The organism is Halogeometricum sp. S3BR5-2, assembly GCF_031624635.1.
GTDB classification, from domain to species: Archaea; Halobacteriota; Halobacteria; order Halobacteriales; family Haloferacaceae; genus Halogeometricum; species Halogeometricum luteum.
In genome coordinates, this window is sequence record NZ_JAMQOQ010000002.1 from 263,642 (window position 1) to 281,699 (window position 18,058).

Sequence of the window (18,058 nt, forward strand, 5' to 3'; positions counted from 1 at the left end):
ACCCGACTCACGCGGGGTCGGACTCCGAGGTCCGGCGGCGGGCGAGGTAGACCACCGCCGAGAGCAGGGCGACGGCGGCGAGGACGCCGAAGGCCACCGCCGCCCGACCGGAGGCGAACTCGTCGCCGGCGAGGGCGACGAGGACGAACGTCGGGAGGCGGCCGACGAGGACGAGGGCGAGGAAAGTTCGCAGGCGAATCCCCGTCAGACCGGCCAGCGCGCAGACGGCGTCGTCGGGGAACGTCGGCAGGAGGAAGACGACGAAGAGGCCGACGACGCCGTGACTCTCGGCGAAGGCGTCGAAGCGGTCGAGAACGTCGTCGGCGACGACCCGTTCGACGAACGGGCGGCCGTACCGCCGCGCGAGGGCGAACACGACGGCGCTCCCGGCGAGGACGCCGAGCATGCTGTAGGCCGTCCCGGCCGCGACGCCGAACAGGTAGCCGCCGACGACGCCGAGCGCCTGTCCCGGAATCGGCGCGAAGATCACCTGGAGCGCCTGTACGAGCACGAACGCCGGGGCGGCGTACGGGCCGAGGCCGGCCACCGCCGACCGTATCCACTCTGGGTCGAGGAGGAACGGGGCGTACGCGCGGACGGCGAGGGCGGCGGCGGCGACGACGGCGGCGAGGAGGCCGAGTCGGACGAGCGCCGCCCGGCGGGCCGCCGCGGACGCGAACAGTCGCGTCCGCATCTCAGAGCGGGCCGAACTCCAAGGCGAGACAGAGGCCGACGGCGACGGCGCCGCCGACCGCGACCTGCAGGTGGGCGTCCTCCGTCTTCTGCGCCCGGTACTCCGAGGTCATGAGCGGACAGACGGCGACAATCGTGAGGCCGGCGAGCCAGCCGTTCCAGACGGGGACGAACTGGAGGAGGAAGTAGTTCGCGAGGACGACAAGGTGGGTGTGAACCACCGTCGTCCCGCGGTAGTAGCTCGTTCCCGCTTTCTCCTCCCCCTCTCCGTCGCCGACGAACCCCTCGTCGTTGTGCCGGACGAGGCGGAGGCCGCCGAACATGAGGACGACGAAGCCGACGACGGCGCTGGCCACCCAGTTCGGCCGCATCGCCACGTGGTAGAGCAGGGCGGCGGAGACGAGATAGGTGAAGACGTCGATGAAGGAGTCGACCCGCCGTCCGAACGCCGACGGCGACCCGTACTCGCGGGCGTAGTAGCCGTCGAGTTTGTCGAAGACGAACCCGACGAGGACGGCGAGGATACCCCAGTTCGGTTCCCCCTGTACGAACAGCACCGCGCCGACCCACGCCCAGAACAGGGCCGCGAGGCTCAGCCAGTCGGCGACGCTCAGGTGCCGAATCATGTTCTCCCCCGTCGAGGACTCGACGACCCGCCGCGCCCGCGCGTCGAGTCGCTCCGCCCACCCGCGCGCCGACCGTCCTTCGTTCGACATGGCTCTACTCACTCCACCCGACCGCAGGAGTATAAATTTAACCTGAGAATATATACTAAAAAGAAATCTATATATCTACTCCTGGCTCCCGAGCGCTCCGTTCCGGTTCCAAGGGGTCTATCGACCGGCGAGAGAGGCAGAAGAGGCGGTAGTAGACGTGTTCGTGGCGCGGTTCGAAGCCGTTCGCCTCGAACGTCCACCGCGATGGGGCGTTGTCGAGGGCGACGAGGGCGTGGACGGCCGCCGCGTCGCGTTCCCGCGCCCAGTCGCGCGCCCGCGACACCAGCGCGGTGGCGATACCGCGGTTCCGACGGTCGGGTCGGACGAACACCCGCCGGACGTACGCGCCGTCGAACCGGAGCGTCTCTTCGAGGGGGTGGACGCGGTGGGCCGCGTCGACGCTGACGAACAGGTAGCCCGCTATCTCCCCGCCGTCCAGCGCGCAGAGCACCCGCTCTTCGGGCAGAAGTTCGGCGAAGGCGTCGTACTCCTCGCCCGCCTCCTCCGGGCGTCGGACCTCGAACCGCACGCCGTCGACGTCGCCGTCGGCGCCTCTCCCGTCCGTCGGGTCGGCGACGTACTGGTACATCCGCGTCCCCGTGATACCGGCGCGCTTCGACGTCTCGTACAGTCGCCGCGCCGGTCCGGTCCGCGTCAGTCGCCACAGCGGAGGCATACCGGAGGCGTCCGCGGCGACGGCGATAACTCCTCTGGAGAGACGCGCCGCCGGGGCCGTGACGAAACCCCGAAGTGGTCGCCGCGCCTACTCGGAGGGGATGACCGAGGACGACGGAGTCGGCGGAGACGAACCGTTCGGCGACGCGGGGCGGACCGACAGCGGCGGCGACGAGCGAGTCGAGGGGACGTTCCTCGTGACCGCCGCCGACGAGGATTCCGCGGTGCTGAAGAACGTCGACACCGGGCAGGTGCACACGCTGTCGTCGAACCCCGGCGTCGAACGCCACGACGCCGTCACGGGCGTCGTCGCCCCCGACCCGCCGATGAACGTCTCCTACCAACTCGTCGACATCGAGTCGCGGTGGGGGCTCACCATCGAACTGTCCGGCGAGTCGCCGACGGCGGACTCCCGCGACGTCGCCGCGTCGCAACCGACGGGCGAACTCACCCGGAAGGAGCGCGCGGGGACGGGGGAGATTCACGTCATCACCGTACCCGAAGAGGAGACCGACCAGGCGGCCGCCGACGTGGCCGACGACGCGGAGAACACGCTGTCGCGGGCGGCCCGCCTCGGCGTGAACCGCGTCGAGATTCGGACCGCCCCCGGCGTCGTCGTCGTCCGGTACATGCCCTGACCCCGTCCCCGGCGCGGGCGTCGCGCGGACGCGGCTTCGCCGTCCCACCGATTCGGCGCCGCCGGACGGTGGTCTGTTATACCGTCCGCCCGAACCCCCTCTCATGGACCGAGTGCGAGCGTTGGTGATCCAGTACACGTGCGTCGGCGCCCTCTACCTCCTCGCCGGCGCGTGGACGATGGGCACCCGAGGGTTCTCCCTCGGCGGGGCGCTGTCCGCGTTCGGCGGACTGCTGCTCGTGGCGTCCGGCGCCTGGAACCTGCGCCACGGGGACGGGAAGTACGGCCTCCGGAGCCTCGCGGAGCGGGACTGGTTCTTCTGGCCGCAGACGGTCGCAATCGTCCTCCTCGCCGTCGGCGCCGTCTTCCGCTTTCTCTGAGTCCTCGGCCGCCCAAGAGCTATCGTCGTCCGGCGACGAGGCCCCGTATGGACAGAGAACGCGTCGTGGTCGTCTGCATGGGACTGTACGCGCTGGCGCTCGTCGTCGACAGCGTCGTCGAGTTCCTCACCGAAGGCGTCACCCTGTTCGGCGTCGTGTTCGCGGCGTTCGGCCTGTTCGTGCTGGTGACGCTCGCTCGGAGCGCCTCTCGGGGAACGACGGACGACGGAATTCAACGAATCGCCGACAGCGACCTGTGGTTCTGGTCGCTCGTCGTCCTGTTCGTCCTCGGCATCGCGGGCATCGTCCTCGACCTGACGAACGGCGCTCTCGCCTGAGACCGACTACGACCCCTCCCCGCGCTCCTCGCGTTTTCCCCGTTCCTTCCCGCTCGTCGGCGTCGGCCCGTCGGCGCTCTGGACCCGCCACCCGCCTTCCACCTCGCCGGGTTCGCTCTCGCGCGTCGCGTACTCGACTTCGGTGTCGGGGCCCATCCGCTCGGCGCCGTCGACGGACTCGATGCGGAGGGGGACGTCTAGTGAGTTGCCGCAACAGCCCACGTCGACGAACTCCTCCCACGTCTCGCCCGGCGTCAGGTCCTCCAGCACTCGCCGGAGGTAGAGGCGGAAGCGGTCTGTCTCCAGTTGGTCGCGCGCCCACGCGCTGAGGTCGTCCGGATAGGAGATGACGACCCGCCGGGCCTCGCCGTGCTCTTTCGGTGCCGCCGTCGCGTTCGCGCTGCCGTCGTCCATGCGCCTCGGTACGCCCTCCGAGTCAAAACGTCTCACGGTCGCACGGACCGCGTACCGGCCGTCGACGAGTGGGGGCGTATAAGAAGGCTTATTCGGGGACCGTGACGAACGCCACGCATGGTCGACTTCACGGTACCGGAGGTAGATTACACCCGGTACACGAATCGCCAACTCGCCGCGGTCCCCCTGGCGGTGTCGGCGGTCGCGCTCCTCGTCATCGGCGGGTGGTACGTCATGACGGGCGTTCCCGTCAACCAGGGTATCGCCTTCACCGGCGGGACGGAGATTCAGGTCGTCGTCGACGGCTCCGGCGACGCGCAGGAACAGATTCAAGAGGCGTTCGACGCCGAACCCGCCTCCGTCCAGTCCGTCCCGGCCGAGAGCGGACTGTACATCGTGACGTTCCAGTCGGACTCGGCGTCGGGGCCGGACGCCGGCACGGACGCGAACACGCTGTCCCAGCAGGCCGAGCAAGCGGGCTTCGAGGTCCGCTCCGTCTCCTCGGTGTCGGCCAGTTTCGGCGGTGACACGCAACTGCTCGCCCTCGGCGGCGTCGCCGTCGCCTTCCTCGGCATGAGCGTTCTCGTCTTCGCCATGTTCCGCACGTTCGTCCCCTCCATCGCCGTCGTCATCTCGGCGTTCTCCGACATCGTCATCCCCGTCGCTCTGATGAATCTCCTCGGCATCCAACTCTCCCTGGGGACGGTCGCCGCCCTCCTGATGCTCATCGGGTACTCGGTGGACTCGGACATCCTCCTGAACAACCACATCCTCCGGCGCTCCGGAGACTTCTACGAGTCGACGTACCGCGCGATGCGGACCGGGGTGACGATGACGCTCACCTCCATCGCCGCGATGATCGTCATGACCGTCACGGCGACGCTGTTCGGCATCCAACTGCTCGCGGCCATCGGGACCGTCCTCGTGTTCGGTCTCGCCGCCGACCTGATGAACACCTACATGCTCAACCTCAGCCTGCTTCGCTGGTACAAGTTCGAGGGGGTGCGTCGGTGATGGCGGGCCTCCGGGACAACTGGCGGGTCGCCCTCCTCGTCGTCTTCCTCCTCGTCTCCACGTTCGCGCTGTTCTCGCCGACGATCGGCGGGGACTCCGGGTCGGGCGCCGTCGGCAACGCCACCGACACCGGACCGACGAACCTCCAGTTCGGCCTCGAACTCTCCGGCGGGACGCGCATCCGCGCGCCCCTCGTCGGCGTGACCGCCGAGGGGGTCCAGTTCGGCGGCGACCAACCGCGGGTGGTCGAACAGACCGTCGCCTCCAACCTCGAAGACGCCACGGTGACCGACGTCATCGCCCGCCAGTCGGCCAACACCACGACGGTCGAAGTCACGGCCGAGAACGTCACGCAAGAGGAGTTCCGGAACGCCCTCCAGTCGTCGGGCTACGGCTTCGAGACGGTCCGCGACGGCGTCACCGCGGCGACGCGCGAGGAGGTCGTCCGCATCCTCACCGACAAGATCAACCAGGCCGGCCTCTCCGGGGGGTCGGTCCAGCAGGTGACGACCGCGACGGGCCAGCACTTCATCCGCGTCGAGGTGCCGAACCGCGACACGAGCGAGGTCCGCCAACTCGTCTCCGAACGCGGGACCGTCGTCGTCCAGGCGTACTACCCCGTCGAGGAGAACGGGTCGACGACCTACCGCTCGGAGGTCGTCCTCCAGCAGAACGACTTCCAGACCATCGGCTCCGTGCAGGAGCAGGGCTCGAGTCCCTCCGTGCCGGTCACCATCAAATCCTCCGTGGCCCCCGAACTCCAGCAGTCGCTGGTCAGAACGGGAATCGCACAACCCGGCGGCACCTCCTGCACGTACGACCAGAACCCCAACAGCACGCAACCGTGCCTCCTCCTCGTCGTCGACGGCGACGTCGTCAACGCGTTCGGGATGGACGGGGGTCTCGCGGGCAGCATGCAGAGCGGCGAGTGGGCGAACAGCCCGGAGTTCGTCCTGACCGCCCGCAACACCTCCGAGGCCCAGCAGGTCGCCATCAACCTCCGCGCCGGCGCGCTCCCGGCGCAACTCGACCTCTCGGGTCAGGACGGCGGCACCACCTCCTACGTCTCGCCGAGTCAGGGTGAGAGCTTCAAGTTCGACTCGCTCATCACCGGCATCGTCGCGGTGCTGGCGGTCAGCGGCGTCGTCTTCGTCCGCTACAGCGACGTGAAGGTGGCCGCGCCGATGATCGTCACCGCGCTCTCCGAGGTGGTCATCCTCCTCGGGGCCGCGGCGGCCATCGGCTACCCCCTCGACCTCTCGGTCATCGCCGGCTTCATCGCCGTCATCGGGACGGGGGTGGACGACCTCATCATCATCGCCGACGAGGTGATGGCCGAGGGCGAAGTGTCCTCGCGCCGCATCTTCCAGTCGCGCTTCCGCAAGGCGTTCTGGGTCATCGGCGCCGCCGCGGCGACGACCATCGTGGCGATGTCGCCGCTGGCGGTGCTGTCGCTCGGCGACCTGCAGGGCTTCGCCATCTTCACCATCCTCGGCGTCCTCGTCGGCGTCCTCGTCACCCGCCCGGCCTACGGGGACATCCTCCGGTCGCTGACGACTATCGACCGCTGAGGTCGCGGTTCCTGTCACGGAGCGTTACTCTCCGCCGTTCGCGGCGGTTTCGACGACCCCGACACCGTCCGTCTATTTTCGCGCCGACGCCGCCCTAATCCTGTAGGCTGCCATTTAACTGCACGGGCGCACGTACTGTAAACTGTACAGCGACACGGACCGTAGTTGCCCGCTCGCGCGGGAGACGACGTAGACAACGGGACACGTACACTATGTCAACCGATGCCCCCCTGACGGACGATGCAGATGCCCCGCACGCAGCAACCGCCTCGGAGACGTTGGTCTCCACCGTCGTCGAGTACGACGACGAGTCCGACGAATGTACGATCTACCCCCTCCACGCCGACGACGAGGAACGCGTCACGACGTGGGTCTCCGCCAAGCGGGAGTCGTACGTCTCGCTGGACGAGATGCGCTGAGCGGTCCTGCTCTTCCTCCCCTCCTCGACCCGTTCTCTCGCGATCAAAAGTCGGCCAGCGACGACTGCGCCGCCGCCGCCAACACGTCGTCGCACGTCGACCACGAGGCGCGCGCGCAGTCCGGTAACTCGCCCGTCTCGCCGACGTACGTCCTGAGGAACTCCCTCGTCGTCGGGTCGCTCGGATAACCGCTCCCGACGGGGCCGTACGCCGCGAACGCCTCGCCGACGGCCGCCATCCGGGCGTCTCGCTCCACCTTCGCGACGACGCTCGCCGCGCCGACGTGCGGGTACGTCTCGTCCGCGCGGTGTTCGGCGGTGACGGAGACGGCGACGCCCGCCTCCTCGACGCCCGTCCGGACGCGCCGCCCGAACCGCGACTCGTCCACGTCGCCCGCGTCCGTCACCACCTCGTCGCCCCCGCGCGCGACGGCGGCGAGGGCCTCGACGTGCGCGGCGACGGTCAGCGCGTTCATGTCGGTGTCCGGCCGGTCGATTCGCTCGGGTTCGACGAACGCGACGCCTATCTCGACCCCCTCCCGGTCCCGGAGCGTCGCGGCTATCTCCTCGCGCCGGCGCGCCGCGAGGCGCTTGGAGTCGTCGATACCGCCCGGCAGGGCGTCGGCGTCGGCGCGCACCGCCGCGGCGACCATCGGCCCGAGCACCGGTCCCTTCCCCGCCTCGTCGCTGCCGACGAGGGCGGGCGACCCGTCTGTCATACCTCTCTCGGCGGACAGCGGCGACTAAGCGGTTGCGGTCGTCGTCGGCCGAAAAAATCGACGGGCGCTCAGTCGTCCGCCAACGGCGGCCCGGCACGCCCCGGCGACTCCTCCGGGTCGTCGGCCTCCTCGAACTCCGCGCGCAGGCGCTTCTCGACGAGCGCTTCCCACTCCGGATTCGACTCGTAGTGGTGACACATGGTATCTGCTCTCACTCGTAGGCGCGGTCGGAGACTGGTAAATCCTCGGTCCGTCGGTCTACTGATGGGTTACGGACGGACCGCCTACCGCGGGTCGTCGCGGAAGAACGACTCGTTCTCGAACTCCTCGTCGGTGCCGTAGACGCCCGTCACGTCCAGCGCCGTCACCTCCGCGTCGACGCCGAGGAGGCCCGCCAGACTCGGTTCCGTGCGCCCCTCGTCGCCGGAGACGAGTTCCTTGATGTAGAGGCCGCCGGCGCCGTGCACCTCGACGGTGGCGTGCCGTTCGTCCTGCCAGTCGCCCGTCGCCTCGAACACCTCGCGGGTCCGGGTGAGCGCCGCCCGGCGGTGGTCGACGCGGTTCGGCGTGTACTGTTCGATGGTCGCCCCGTCGAGTTCGGCGAGGGCGTCCGTGAGTTCGTCCTCGGAGACGTCGTCGCCGAACTCGACTTCGGCGCGGTAGCGCTTCGAGGCGTTCAGTTCCTTCACGCGTTCGACCATGTCGTAGGCGGCGAGGCGGAGGCCCTCGACTTCGACTTTCCCCTCCGCGAAGGCGTTGATGTCGCCCTCCAGACGCTCCACGTCCACGTCGCGGCGGCGCGGTTCCATGATTTCGACGACGAACGGGCGGCCCGTCCCGACCATCAGGGCGTCGACGTCCTCCCGGCCGGCGCCGTGGAACTTCGCGTCGGTGCCGTCCATCACGTCCATCACGACGGGAGCGGTCAGACCTTCGACGCTCTCTTGGTACATGTAGCCCGTCCCGTCGCACTTGTCGCAGGGCTGTTTCCCGAGGTAGCCCGTTCCGTGACACTTGTTACACGGCCACTCGGTCTGCGGGATGTCGCGTTCGAGTTTGCGGTAGCGGCCGTAGACGAACGTGGAGTTTATCTCGACTTCCACCGCGTCGGCGTCGATGTCGAGGAGGAACTGCACGTCCGGGCGGCCGAACTCCACCTCCGTCTCCGTGAGTCGGCCGAACCGCTTGCCCACCTCGCGGTTGAACTCCGATTTGAAGAGTTCGCCCGCGTCCTCGGCGAGTCCGGCCCCCTCGCGGAGGAGTACTTCGTTCTCCTCGACCAGCGGCGGGGGGCGCGTCCCGACCTGATAGGTGTCGAACTCGACGCCCTCGACGGCGTCGGCGCAGCGTTCGGCCCACTCGTCGAACCGGGCGCACGCCCCCTCGCACACCCAGCAGTCCTCCCGCGGTACGTCCTCGGGTTCCTCGTCGTCTTCGAGGGCGGCGGCGACCCGGAGGCTCCGGCCCCGTTCGGCGTTCGTCAGCCCGAAACTCCGGTCGGCGAAGACGCGTCCCAGACACGGGTCGCAGACGGGACTCTGCGCGGCCACCTCGCGCGCGTCCTCCAAGATGCTCATACCGGGTGATGACGTGGACCGCGTTTCTGTCTTCCCCTTTCAGACGACCTGAGAGAGGAGCCACCACGAGGTGAGAGCGACGCCCGCGCCGAGGGCGACGACGAGGCAGAACAGGAGGAGGCCCGCGACGGCGAGCACCCGCCCGTCGCGTTCGGCCCCCGATGGGTCGGCGCGCCGCGCCTCGAACAGGCGGACGTTCCGCCGGTTCGCCTTCCACGCCGCGTCGAACGCGTCGCCGACGAGCGGAATCGACCCGAAGACGGCGTCGACGACGAGGTTTCCCACCATCCGAGCCACCGTCTCCCGCGGCGCGCCGAGTGCGGCGGCCTCCGCGACGATGTACGCCGAGACGGCCGCCGCCGGCAGGTCGCCCGCGACGGGGAGTAGTCCCAGTATCGGGTCCAGACCGATTCGCCAGTCCGTCCCCGGAACCGGTATCGCGCTGTCCATGTAGTAACTCACGCGCCGGAGGCGCGCGAGGGCCTCGGCTTCGGGGTCCGCGGCGTCCGCCACCGGTCCGCTTACGACGAACGGGGCGGCGTCGGCGTTCGCGGCGTCTGAGGAACTCACGGGAGAGAGTGGCGACGGAGGAACTTGAGCGTTCGCTGGGGAGTCGGAAACGAAGGGAGGGCCGAAGCGGGGGGTCGAACCCTATTCGAGTTCCACCTCCCGCACGTCCTTGACGCCGAAACCCGATTCGAGGGCCGCGGCGACGGCCGCCGCGTCGGCCGGACCGCTGACGCGCAGGGCGGCGTCGACCTGCACGCGTAAGTCGTTCAGCGCGGGTCGTAAACCGCTCACGTCGGCGCGGTCCACGCCGACGACGCAGTCGACGGCGGCGAGGCGGGCGCGGACGCCCTCCTCCAAGTCGCCGTCCGCGTTCCGCGTGACGAGGACCGTCAGCGACGCGCGGACGACGTGTTCGTTTTCTGCTTGCTGTGCCTCCGGACTGGCAGGACTGATTGCCATAGGCTCCCGGCGCGGGTCGAACGCGCCTCCCGCCTCGTCCGCCGTGACGAGGCGTCGAGTGCCGACACGGGAGCGGTCCGGTCGGTCGCGCCGCGTCGGATTCGCGGACGCGACGGTGGGCACTCGGAGCGTGGTCGGCCGCGCGAGAAAGGGACGGGCCGGCGTCGTCTCGGGTGAGTCACACGGAGACGAAGCCGGTTTCCCGGACCCCGCCCGCGCGGCGCGACTTCACGCGCCGAGCGCGGACCGGACGCAGAGGAGGGGATTCTCGGAACCGTCGCCGGAGAACCCCGCGTCGATTCCGATGCTCCACTTACCCTCGTCGCCGACTGCGGCGGCCGCACCTGCGGCTACCATCGAAGTCGGACGACGAGTGGCGGTGTGACGGAGCATCGGTTCCTCTGCCCGCGGGTCGCGGGACTCGATTCGGCAGACGGGGTAGTTCTACTTAATGTTTTTTCAGGTGTGCTACGAGCTACCGCGGCTCAGAGCACCCCGGCGGCCTCCGCGCGGGCGACGAGTCGCCGCGCCATCTTGTTCGTCGCCTCGTCGACCATCTCCCCGTCGACGGAGACGGCGCCCTTCCCCTGCGCCGTCGCCTCGGCGTAGGCCTCGACGATGCGTTGGGCGCGTTCGGCCTCCTCGCGGTCGGGCGCGAACGTCTCGTTGGCGATTTCGATCTGGCTCGGGTGGACGGCCCACTTGCCGTCACAGCCGAGGAGGCTCGCGTTCCGACAGGATTCTCTGAATCCTTCCGGGTCCTCGATTTCGGCGTACGGCCCGTCGATGACCTGCAATCCCTCGGCCTTCGCGGCGTGGGCGATGCGGGCCAGTTGGTAGTGCCAGTAGTGGCCGGGGTAGTCGCCGCCGGACCCGATGGTCAGGCCCGCCGCGCCGACGCTGGCGGTGTAGTCGCCCGGTCCGAACACGAGCGATTCCGTGCGGTCCGAGGCGCGGGCTATCTCCGCGACGTTCGTCATGCCCGACGCGGACTCGATCTGACACTGGAGCCCGATGTCGCCCTCGGGCAGGCCCTCGTTGACCTCCACCTGCGTGAGCAGGTTGTCGACCGTCTGCACCGTCGAGGCGTCGTGGCACATCGGCACCATGATGGTGTCGACCGACCCGCCGGCCGCGCCGACGACCTCGATGACGTCGTCGTACCACCACTCGGTGTCGACGCCGTTCATCCGGAAGCAGGCCCGCGTCTCCGACCAGTCGCCGTCCTGTAAACCCTCTATGACCGTCTCGCGGGCGTCCACCTTCTCGCCGGGGGCGACGGCGTCTTCGAGGTCCAAGAACGCCTCGTCGGCGCCCGACTGCGGCGCCTTCTGCACCATCGTCTCGTCGCTGCCGGGCGTCGCCAGTTGGCTCCGCCGCATCGTCGGCTGGATGTCGGTACTCCGCTCGTCCGTCGTCCGCGTCGATTGCTCGCTCATCGTCAGTCGTCGCTCTCGATGGGGGTGCTCTCTTCCTCCGAGAAGCCCTCGGAGCTCTCGATTCGCTCGCGCGCCTCGCGGTCGAACTCCATCTCCGTCTCCTGGTAGTCGGAGACGAACGCGAGTTCGTGGTGCGATTCGGTCGGGTGCCCGAGATACCGCTCCTCCAGTTCCATCTGCCCCGTCTCGTCGTTCTCCGCGAGGTTCCGGAAGTCCTCGTAGACGCTGTGGGCGCCCGAGTGCAGGCCGAACAGCGTGATGAAGATGTACTCGTAGCCGAGGTCGCCCAGTTCCTCGAACGTGAGCGGGTCCTCCTCTTCGGACCACGCGAACGACGAGGAGTAGTTGAACGCCAACTTCAGGTCGGGGTGGGTCTCGTGGATGGTCTCGGCGTACTCGACGGCGTCCTCGCGCGAGGGGTCGGGCATCTCGGGCCAGACCATGTCGACGCCGGCGTCGGCGTAGATGCGCCCGCGCTCCAAGTGCTCCTCCCAGTCGCCGTTCGAGGAGCCGTAGGCGTCCGTCCGGGCGATGACGAACGTGTCCTCGGACTGCTTGGCGTCGACGGCCGCCTCGAACCGGGCGCGCGCCTTATCGCGCGAGACGATTTGCTTGCCGGCGATGTGGCCACAGCGCTTCGGCGTCGTCTGGTCCTCGATGTGAATCGCGGCGACGCCGGCCTTCTCGTACTCGCGGACGGCGCGGCGGACGTTGTGGACGCCGCCGTAGCCGGTGTCGCAGTCCGCGATGACCGGCAGGTCCGTCGCCTCGACGATTCGCTTCGCGTTCTCGACCATCTCGGTCATCGTCACCATCTCCAGGTCCGGGAAGCCGAACTGACCGAGAACGGTCGAGTAGCCGCTCATGTACGCCGCGTCGAGGCCGGCGAGTTCGGCCAGTCGGGCGTCGAGGGCGTGGTAGATGCCCGGCGCGAAGACGAAGTTCTGCTCGTCGAGCATCCGGCGGAACTCCCGGGCGGACTCGTTGTCGACGTCGCGGGTGAACACGTCGGCGCCCGTCGTGCGCTCGTAGGGATCGCTCATCGCCGGTCCTCCCGTTCCATGCGGGTCTCCAGTCGTTCCAGTTGCGTCCGGAGGGCGGCGATGTCTCGGCGCAGACCGCCGATGTCGTCCTCGCCGGTCTTCCCGGGCGCTTCCGTCTCCGTCGACGTCGATTCCGTCCGGTCGGTCGGGTCGGCGATGAAGGGGACCAACGGGGCGTCCATGTTCTCCTCGTTGTTCGGGTAGTTTCGGGTCATCGTTCCAGTCGTGCGTCGGGTCGTGGGTGTCGTCATCTGTCTCGTATCGGTGGGTCGGGGCTGCTCGTCGAGCGGTTCTGCTGACGGAACGCGGGGCGGTGGGCGCGTACTGCGCCGGGTACTGCCATCCTGTGTCACCTCGTCTGCTCCGTCTTCAGTCTCCTAAATAAACATAATGATTGATAGTGTTAATATTCTTTAGCTCGGGTTATCTCCTAATACAGATAAGAGTGAGGCTAGTGCACATTCTAGGACACTGCGGACGACCGTATCCTCGGCCGCCGCCCGTGCCAGCGTCTCTCACCCGGTTCCGCGGTCGGTGCGCTTAATCCGCGCAGTCGCCGACCTTCGGTATCCGATGTCTTCTGCGATAACGATACGCGATTTACGGAAGTCCTACGGCGACGTGCAGGCGCTCGACGGCGTCGACCTCGACGTCCCCGAGGGGTCCTTTTTCGGCCTCCTCGGTCCGAACGGCGCGGGGAAGACGACGTTCATCAACGTCCTCGTCGGCCTCGTCCGCAAGTCCGGCGGCCGCGCGGAGGTGTTCGGCTACGACGTGGAGGACGACTACCGCGAGGCGCGCGACAGCATCGGCCTCGCGCCGCAGGAGTTCAACGTCGACCGCTTCTTCCCCATCCGCGAGGTGCTCGAACACAAGGCGGGCTACCACGGCGTCTCGGAGGAAGAGGCCGCCGAACGCGCCGACGAGGTGCTCAAGCGCGTCGGCATCTACGACAAGCGCGACACGCGGTTCGACTGGCTCTCCGGCGGGATGAAGCGCCGCTTCGTCCTCGCGCGCGCCCTCATCACCGACCCGGACCTCCTCATCCTCGACGAACCGACGGCGGGCGTCGACGTGCAACTCCGCCGCGAACTGTGGGAGACCATCACCGAACTGAACGACTCGGGGACGACCATCCTGCTGACGACCCACTACATCGAGGAGGCCGAACGCCTCTGCGACGAGGTGGCCATCCTCGACTCCGGGCGCGTCGTGGAGGTTGCGAGCCCCGAGGACCTGATGGACCGCGGCACCGACGACGTAATCGTCACCCTGCGGAACGCTCCCACGGCGGTCCCCGACTTCGCCGCCGAGGACGACCGCGTGGAGGCCGTCGAACTCGACGGGGCGCGCCTCGTCGTCACCGCCCGCGAGGGCGGCCTCGTCGCCCCCGAACTCGTCCGCCGCCTCGATAGCGCCGGCCACGAGATAGTCGACCTCGAAATCTCGCGCACCTCGCTCGAAGAGGTGTTCGTCGAGATGACGAGAACCGAAGAGGACCGCGCGACGGCGGAGGCGAGCAGATGAACGCCGAGCGCACGGGCTTCTACGCCCTCCTCAAGCGCGAGGTTCTCCGATTTATCCGCCGCCCGCGCAACACGTTCGTCCCGCCCTTTATCACGAACGTGCTGTACTTCTCGGTGTTCGGCGTCATCCTCGGCGAACGCATCAACGAGATAGCGGGGGTGCCGTACATCCTCTTCATTCTCCCCGGTCTCATCGTCCTCGGCGCGGTGTCGAACGCCTTCGAGAACGCCTCCTTCTCCATCTTCCACGGCCGGTGGAACCGCTACATCGAGGAGGTGCTCACCTCGCCGCTCTCCTACCGGTCGATGGTCGGCGCGTTCGTCCTCTCCTCGGCGGCCCGCGGCGTCGTCGTCGGCGCTCTCGTCGCCGTCATCGGCGCGTTCTTCACCACCGTCGGCGTCGAAAACCCCCTCTACCTCGTCGCGTTCATGCTCGTCATCACCCTGCTGTTCGCCGGGTTCGGCGTCGTCGGCGGCCTGTGGGCCGACGACTTCGACGACCTGACGATGATGAACCAGTTCATCCTGCGACCGCTGGTGTTCTTCGGCGGCGTCTTCTACTCGCTGGGTGAACTGCCGGCGACGGTCCAGCAGGTGTCGCTCCTGAACCCGATGATATACATGGTCAACGGCGTCCGCTACGGCTTCCTCGGCGTCAGCGAGGTGGACCCGAACGCCTCCTTGGCCGTCCTCACCGCTCTCACCCTCGGGGTGACGGCGCTGAACGTCGTCCTGTTCAAGCGCGGCTACGGTCTGACCGACTGAGCCGGATCCGGCACTTCCGCCGCTTCCGCCGCTTCTGCCGCCTCCGGCCCACTACGGCCCGCACGATCACGAATGCGAATTCCAACGCCGCACGCGAACCGAACGCGGACGCGCCTTCCGCGGCGACAATCCTCTTTCCGCTCACGCCCGAAGCGCGCCCGTGGACCTCGCTATCGACGACCGAGTCGCTATCGTCACCGGCGGGAGCAAGGGAATCGGGAAGGCCATCGCGGAGACGTTCGCCGCGGAGGGCGCCGACGTCTGCATCTGCGCCCGCGGCGAAGACGAACTGGAAGGCGCGGCGGCCGAGATGGACGGCGACGTCCTCACCGCGCAGGTGGACGTGACCGACCCCGACGACGTGGAGGAACTGGTCGAGGAGACGGTAGAGGAGTTCGGCGGTATCGACGTGCTCGTGAACAACGCCGGCACGACCGGCAGTTTCGAGAAACTCGACGCGGTCCCCGAGGAGGAGTGGCGCACGGTCATCGACACGAACCTCTTCGGGACGATGCGGGTCACGAAGGCGGCGCTCCCCTACCTGAAAGAAGGCGACGGCGGCAGCGTCGTCAACGTCGCCTCCGACGCCGGCCTGATGCCGCACGACAAGATGCCGCAGTACAACGCCTCGAAGGCGGCGATAATCAACCTGACACAGAACCTCTCGAAGGCCTATCTGGGCGAGGGCGTCCGCGTGAACGCCGTCGCGCCGACGACGACGCGGACCCCCCTCGTGCAGGCGATGTTCGAGGAGATAGCCGACGAACGGGACATCTCCGTCGAAGAGGCCGAACGGGCATTCTTGGAGGAGGAAAAGCCCGCCCTCCAGTTCGACCGGGTGGCCGAACCCGAGGAGGTGGCGCCCGTCGTCGCCTTCCTCGTCTCCGACCTCGCCTCCTACGTCTCCGGGTCGACCTACCGCGTGGACGGCGGCGGCGTCCCGACAATCGACGTCTGAACCCCGCTACGACGCGCGCGGGTCCCGCGTCGCCCCTCGCCGGGCAACCATCCGAGCGGCGGTTACTGTCGACGGAGTTAGATATTTCGCCGGCGGCGACGCTCCGGGAAACAGTCAAGTTCGCTCCGACTACAGTAGCGTGCGATGACGAAGATGGGACGGCGGCGGTTCCTCGCGTCCGTCGGCGCGGGGGCGGTCGGTCTCGCCGCGGCGCCCGCCGTCGCGGCCGCCGACGCCGAGGAGGGGTTCGACCCCTCCGTCCACGGGTTCGGGTTCCGGAACTGGCGCGGGAGCGAACGGGCCTACCCCGGCCACGACCACCGCAAACTGGCCGACGAGGAGGTCAGAGAGTGCGTCCGCCTCGACTGGCGGGGACCGTTCGCCGACCTGTTCGGCACGCCCGTCGCCCGCCTGCCGGACGCCCTCGTCGGCCTCGTCGCCTCGCAGATTCGCGTCGCCGCCGCGCAGTTGTCCTCGACGGACGGCCACTGCTACGGGATGACGTTCGCCGCGCAGGAGTTCTTCGAGGACCCGAACGCGCTCCCCGATTCGGTCGAGCACGCGGCCGAACTTCGGACGCCGGAGGTGCCCGTGGCCCGCGACGAGGGCGGCACCGTCGGCACCCGCATCGACGAGTACCAGTCGACGCAGTTGCTCGACGTGCACTCGTGGCTTGGGCGACGCCGGATGCTTCGTCCGAAAGAGATAGACCACGCCGCCGAACTCGCGGCGCTGACCGCGACGGTGGACGCCTTCGGGACGGCGGGCGTGACGCTCGTCGACACCGCCACGCGCCTCTCCCATCAGGTGCTCGTCTACGACTACGCCGAACGGGGGAACGCGACGCTGCTCGACGTGTACAACCCGAACGTCCCCGCGAGTTCCTACCGCCCGCGGTACCGCCGACGGCTGAAGGTGATTCCGGGCGCCGACAGACCGCTCGCGAACCACGCCGAGTTCGACAGCCTCGTGTTCAACCGCTGGGACCGGGCCATCCGCGCCGACGCCGACGTGACCGCCCCGCGGCGGACCGACGACGGTGACTTCTCGCACCTGCTCGAACGCGCCGTCCGCTTCACCGTCTCCTCGCCGAACGTCGGCCTCTCCGTCGTCGCTCCCGACGGGACGGCCGTGGGGCGCAACCGCGCCGAGATGATGGACCGGAGTCGGAGCGACGTGTACGGCACGCGCTACCGCTACGACGCCCCCGCCGGCGACTACCGCGTCTCCGTCGTCGGCAAGCGGGCGGCGACGTACGAGTTGACCGCCGAGGCCGCCGGACTCGACGGGTCGCTTCTGGACGGCGCCGTGACCGCCGACATCGCCCCCGGCGAGGTGCGCGAGTACGTCGCGTCGGTTCCCGAAAGCGCCGACGAGGAGGGGAGCCTCCGCGAACGCGGGTCGATATCGCCGGCGCGCGTCCGCCGGGCCGTCGACGTGCCCAACCTCCTCGCGGGCGCCGCCGGCGGCGCGGCCCTGTCGGCGTACGCGCTCCGTCGGCGGCGCGAGTGAGCGGCCGGGGGAGACCGCTGCGACGGCGCTCAGCCGAGTTCGACCGTCGTCTCGGCCGTCGGCGACGACAGTCCGGTCACGTTGTCGACGACGCGCGCCGCCAGCGCGTACGCCCCGGCGTCGAGGTCCGAGACGTCGAGTTCGAGCGGACTCTCCGCGAGCGTCTGGTCCCGGTCGAGCGTGATACGGACCCGCGTCTCCGCCTCGCGGACGGCGTCGCCCCCGCGCCGCAGTTCGACCCGCACGGTGGCGTCGGCCCGACCCGTCCCGCCGCCCGCCGGGTGGACGGGGTAGTCGTAGCTCACCGCCGCGATGAGCGTCCCGCCCGCCACGCGGTCGGTCTGTTCGGTCACCACGTCGCCGGCGCGCGACCACGACTCGACGGCGCGGACGAGGTTCACCTCCGGTCCCGCGACCCGGTCCCGGAGCGCGTCGAGTTCCGCGTTCAGCGACGCTATCTCCTCGTCCCGCGCCCGCAGTTTCGCCTCCAACTCGGCGATGCGGACGCGGCGGTCGGTCACGGCATCCGATTCGACGACGGTGTACCCGAGACACCCGCTCGTCGCTCCGAGGCCGCAGAGGCCGGCGAACGCGAGGAGTTCGCGTCGGTCCATGCGGACCGTCGGGGGCGGGACGGCATAACGTCTCGCGCCGGCGACCGGGCGACCGGACGACCGACGGAGGTAAACGGCGC

Annotated in this window: 24 protein-coding genes; 10 read left to right on the plus strand and 14 right to left on the minus strand. The window is 69.0% G+C overall.

The window, feature by feature from the left end:
* Positions 1–7: 7 nt before the first annotated feature.
* The 3 genes from NDI79_RS07730 to NDI79_RS07740 all read right to left on the minus strand — a co-directional run bounded on the left by NDI79_RS07730 (position 8) and on the right by NDI79_RS07740 (position 2,085).
* Positions 8–694, minus strand: a complete 687-nt coding sequence (locus tag NDI79_RS07730) for a TVP38/TMEM64 family protein (protein ID WP_310927899.1) — start codon at positions 692–694, stop codon at positions 8–10.
* Between the two features lies 1 nt (position 695).
* Positions 696–1,409: a CDP-alcohol phosphatidyltransferase family protein gene (locus NDI79_RS07735; protein ID WP_310927900.1), complete on the minus strand. Its 714-nt coding sequence runs from the start codon at positions 1,407–1,409 to the stop codon at positions 696–698.
* 67 nt (positions 1,410–1,476) lie between these two features.
* On the minus strand, positions 1,477–2,085 hold the full coding sequence (locus NDI79_RS07740; RefSeq protein ID WP_310927901.1) for a GNAT family N-acetyltransferase: 609 nt from the start codon (positions 2,083–2,085) through the stop codon (positions 1,477–1,479).
* A 100-nt stretch (positions 2,086–2,185) separates the two neighbouring features.
* Between NDI79_RS07740 and NDI79_RS07745 the strand changes: the two genes are divergently transcribed.
* The 3 genes from NDI79_RS07745 to NDI79_RS07755 all read left to right on the plus strand — a co-directional run bounded on the left by NDI79_RS07745 (position 2,186) and on the right by NDI79_RS07755 (position 3,439).
* The gene (locus NDI79_RS07745) at positions 2,186–2,722 is read left to right on the plus strand and encodes a DUF5812 family protein (RefSeq protein WP_310928704.1); all 537 of its coding nucleotides are present in this window, start codon (positions 2,186–2,188) and stop codon (positions 2,720–2,722) included.
* A gap of 103 nt (positions 2,723–2,825) precedes the next feature.
* Positions 2,826–3,101, plus strand: coding sequence for a hypothetical protein (locus NDI79_RS07750; RefSeq protein ID WP_310927902.1), 276 nt, complete (start codon positions 2,826–2,828; stop codon positions 3,099–3,101).
* A gap of 47 nt (positions 3,102–3,148) precedes the next feature.
* The gene (locus tag NDI79_RS07755) at positions 3,149–3,439 is read left to right on the plus strand and encodes a hypothetical protein (RefSeq protein ID WP_310927903.1); all 291 of its coding nucleotides are present in this window, start codon (positions 3,149–3,151) and stop codon (positions 3,437–3,439) included.
* A gap of 6 nt (positions 3,440–3,445) precedes the next feature.
* On the opposite strand, the gene NDI79_RS07760 is transcribed toward NDI79_RS07755, so the two are convergent.
* Entirely contained in the window at positions 3,446–3,853 is a 408-nt protein-coding gene (locus NDI79_RS07760; protein ID WP_310927904.1) for a DUF7968 family protein, read from the minus strand.
* Between the two features lie 117 nt (positions 3,854–3,970).
* Here NDI79_RS07760 and secF point away from each other — a divergent pair, with 117 nt between their 5' ends.
* The 3 genes from secF to NDI79_RS07775 all read left to right on the plus strand — a co-directional run bounded on the left by secF (position 3,971) and on the right by NDI79_RS07775 (position 6,857).
* Positions 3,971–4,867: a protein translocase subunit SecF gene (gene secF / locus NDI79_RS07765; protein WP_310927905.1), complete on the plus strand. Its 897-nt coding sequence runs from the start codon at positions 3,971–3,973 to the stop codon at positions 4,865–4,867.
* Positions 4,867–6,438, plus strand: coding sequence for a preprotein translocase subunit SecD (locus NDI79_RS07770; protein WP_310927906.1), 1,572 nt, complete (start codon positions 4,867–4,869; stop codon positions 6,436–6,438). Before secF ends, NDI79_RS07770 begins: the two co-directional genes overlap by 1 nt.
* Before the next feature lie 212 nt (positions 6,439–6,650).
* A complete protein-coding gene (locus NDI79_RS07775) occupies positions 6,651–6,857 on the plus strand; it encodes a DUF7511 domain-containing protein (RefSeq protein ID WP_310927907.1) in 207 nt (68 codons plus the stop codon).
* A 43-nt stretch (positions 6,858–6,900) separates the two neighbouring features.
* Here NDI79_RS07775 and rnhB read toward each other — a convergent pair whose 3' ends face one another.
* From rnhB to NDI79_RS07820, 9 genes are all read right to left on the minus strand, one after another.
* Entirely contained in the window at positions 6,901–7,575 is a 675-nt protein-coding gene (rnhB, locus tag NDI79_RS07780) for a ribonuclease HII (RefSeq protein ID WP_310927908.1), read from the minus strand.
* A gap of 68 nt (positions 7,576–7,643) precedes the next feature.
* A complete protein-coding gene (locus NDI79_RS07785; protein ID WP_310927909.1) occupies positions 7,644–7,790 on the minus strand; it encodes a hypothetical protein in 147 nt (48 codons plus the stop codon).
* Between the two features lie 69 nt (positions 7,791–7,859).
* Positions 7,860–9,152: a tRNA pseudouridine(54/55) synthase Pus10 gene (locus NDI79_RS07790; RefSeq protein WP_310927910.1), complete on the minus strand. Its 1,293-nt coding sequence runs from the start codon at positions 9,150–9,152 to the stop codon at positions 7,860–7,862.
* Positions 9,153–9,191: 39 nt separating this feature from the next.
* On the minus strand, positions 9,192–9,722 hold the full coding sequence (locus NDI79_RS07795) for a DUF4112 domain-containing protein (RefSeq protein WP_310927911.1): 531 nt from the start codon (positions 9,720–9,722) through the stop codon (positions 9,192–9,194).
* Between the two features lie 81 nt (positions 9,723–9,803).
* On the minus strand, positions 9,804–10,121 hold the full coding sequence (locus NDI79_RS07800) for a hypothetical protein (RefSeq protein ID WP_310927912.1): 318 nt from the start codon (positions 10,119–10,121) through the stop codon (positions 9,804–9,806).
* Positions 10,122–10,349: 228 nt separating this feature from the next.
* Positions 10,350–10,478, minus strand: coding sequence for a hypothetical protein (locus NDI79_RS07805; protein WP_310927913.1), 129 nt, complete (start codon positions 10,476–10,478; stop codon positions 10,350–10,352).
* A gap of 128 nt (positions 10,479–10,606) precedes the next feature.
* Positions 10,607–11,560 carry an HpcH/HpaI aldolase/citrate lyase family protein gene (locus tag NDI79_RS07810; protein ID WP_310927914.1) on the minus strand — a complete coding sequence of 318 codons (954 nt, stop codon included), beginning with the start codon at positions 11,558–11,560 and terminating at the stop codon, positions 10,607–10,609.
* 2 nt (positions 11,561–11,562) lie between these two features.
* Positions 11,563–12,603, minus strand: a complete 1,041-nt coding sequence (gene aceA / locus NDI79_RS07815) for an isocitrate lyase (RefSeq protein WP_310927915.1) — start codon at positions 12,601–12,603, stop codon at positions 11,563–11,565.
* Positions 12,600–12,818 carry a hypothetical protein gene (locus tag NDI79_RS07820; RefSeq protein WP_310927916.1) on the minus strand — a complete coding sequence of 73 codons (219 nt, stop codon included), beginning with the start codon at positions 12,816–12,818 and terminating at the stop codon, positions 12,600–12,602. Before NDI79_RS07820 ends, aceA begins: the two co-directional genes overlap by 4 nt.
* 358 nt (positions 12,819–13,176) lie before the next feature.
* Between NDI79_RS07820 and NDI79_RS07825 the strand changes: the two genes are divergently transcribed.
* The 4 genes from NDI79_RS07825 (at position 13,177) to NDI79_RS07840 (ending at position 17,364) form a co-directional block, all read left to right on the plus strand.
* Complete coding sequence (locus NDI79_RS07825; RefSeq protein ID WP_310927917.1) at positions 13,177–14,130, plus strand: ABC transporter ATP-binding protein; 954 nt, start codon at positions 13,177–13,179, stop codon at positions 14,128–14,130.
* Positions 14,127–14,894 carry an ABC transporter permease gene (locus NDI79_RS07830; protein ID WP_310927918.1) on the plus strand — a complete coding sequence of 256 codons (768 nt, stop codon included), beginning with the start codon at positions 14,127–14,129 and terminating at the stop codon, positions 14,892–14,894. The genes NDI79_RS07825 and NDI79_RS07830 overlap by 4 nt, the downstream gene beginning before the upstream one ends.
* A 160-nt stretch (positions 14,895–15,054) precedes the next feature.
* Positions 15,055–15,852, plus strand: coding sequence for an SDR family NAD(P)-dependent oxidoreductase (locus tag NDI79_RS07835; protein ID WP_310927919.1), 798 nt, complete (start codon positions 15,055–15,057; stop codon positions 15,850–15,852).
* A 144-nt stretch (positions 15,853–15,996) separates the two neighbouring features.
* A complete protein-coding gene (locus NDI79_RS07840; protein WP_310927920.1) occupies positions 15,997–17,364 on the plus strand; it encodes a hypothetical protein in 1,368 nt (455 codons plus the stop codon).
* Positions 17,365–17,393: 29 nt separating this feature from the next.
* On the opposite strand, the gene NDI79_RS07845 is transcribed toward NDI79_RS07840, so the two are convergent.
* On the minus strand, positions 17,394–17,978 hold the full coding sequence (locus NDI79_RS07845; protein ID WP_310927921.1) for a hypothetical protein: 585 nt from the start codon (positions 17,976–17,978) through the stop codon (positions 17,394–17,396).
* Positions 17,979–18,058: the final 80 nt, after the last annotated feature.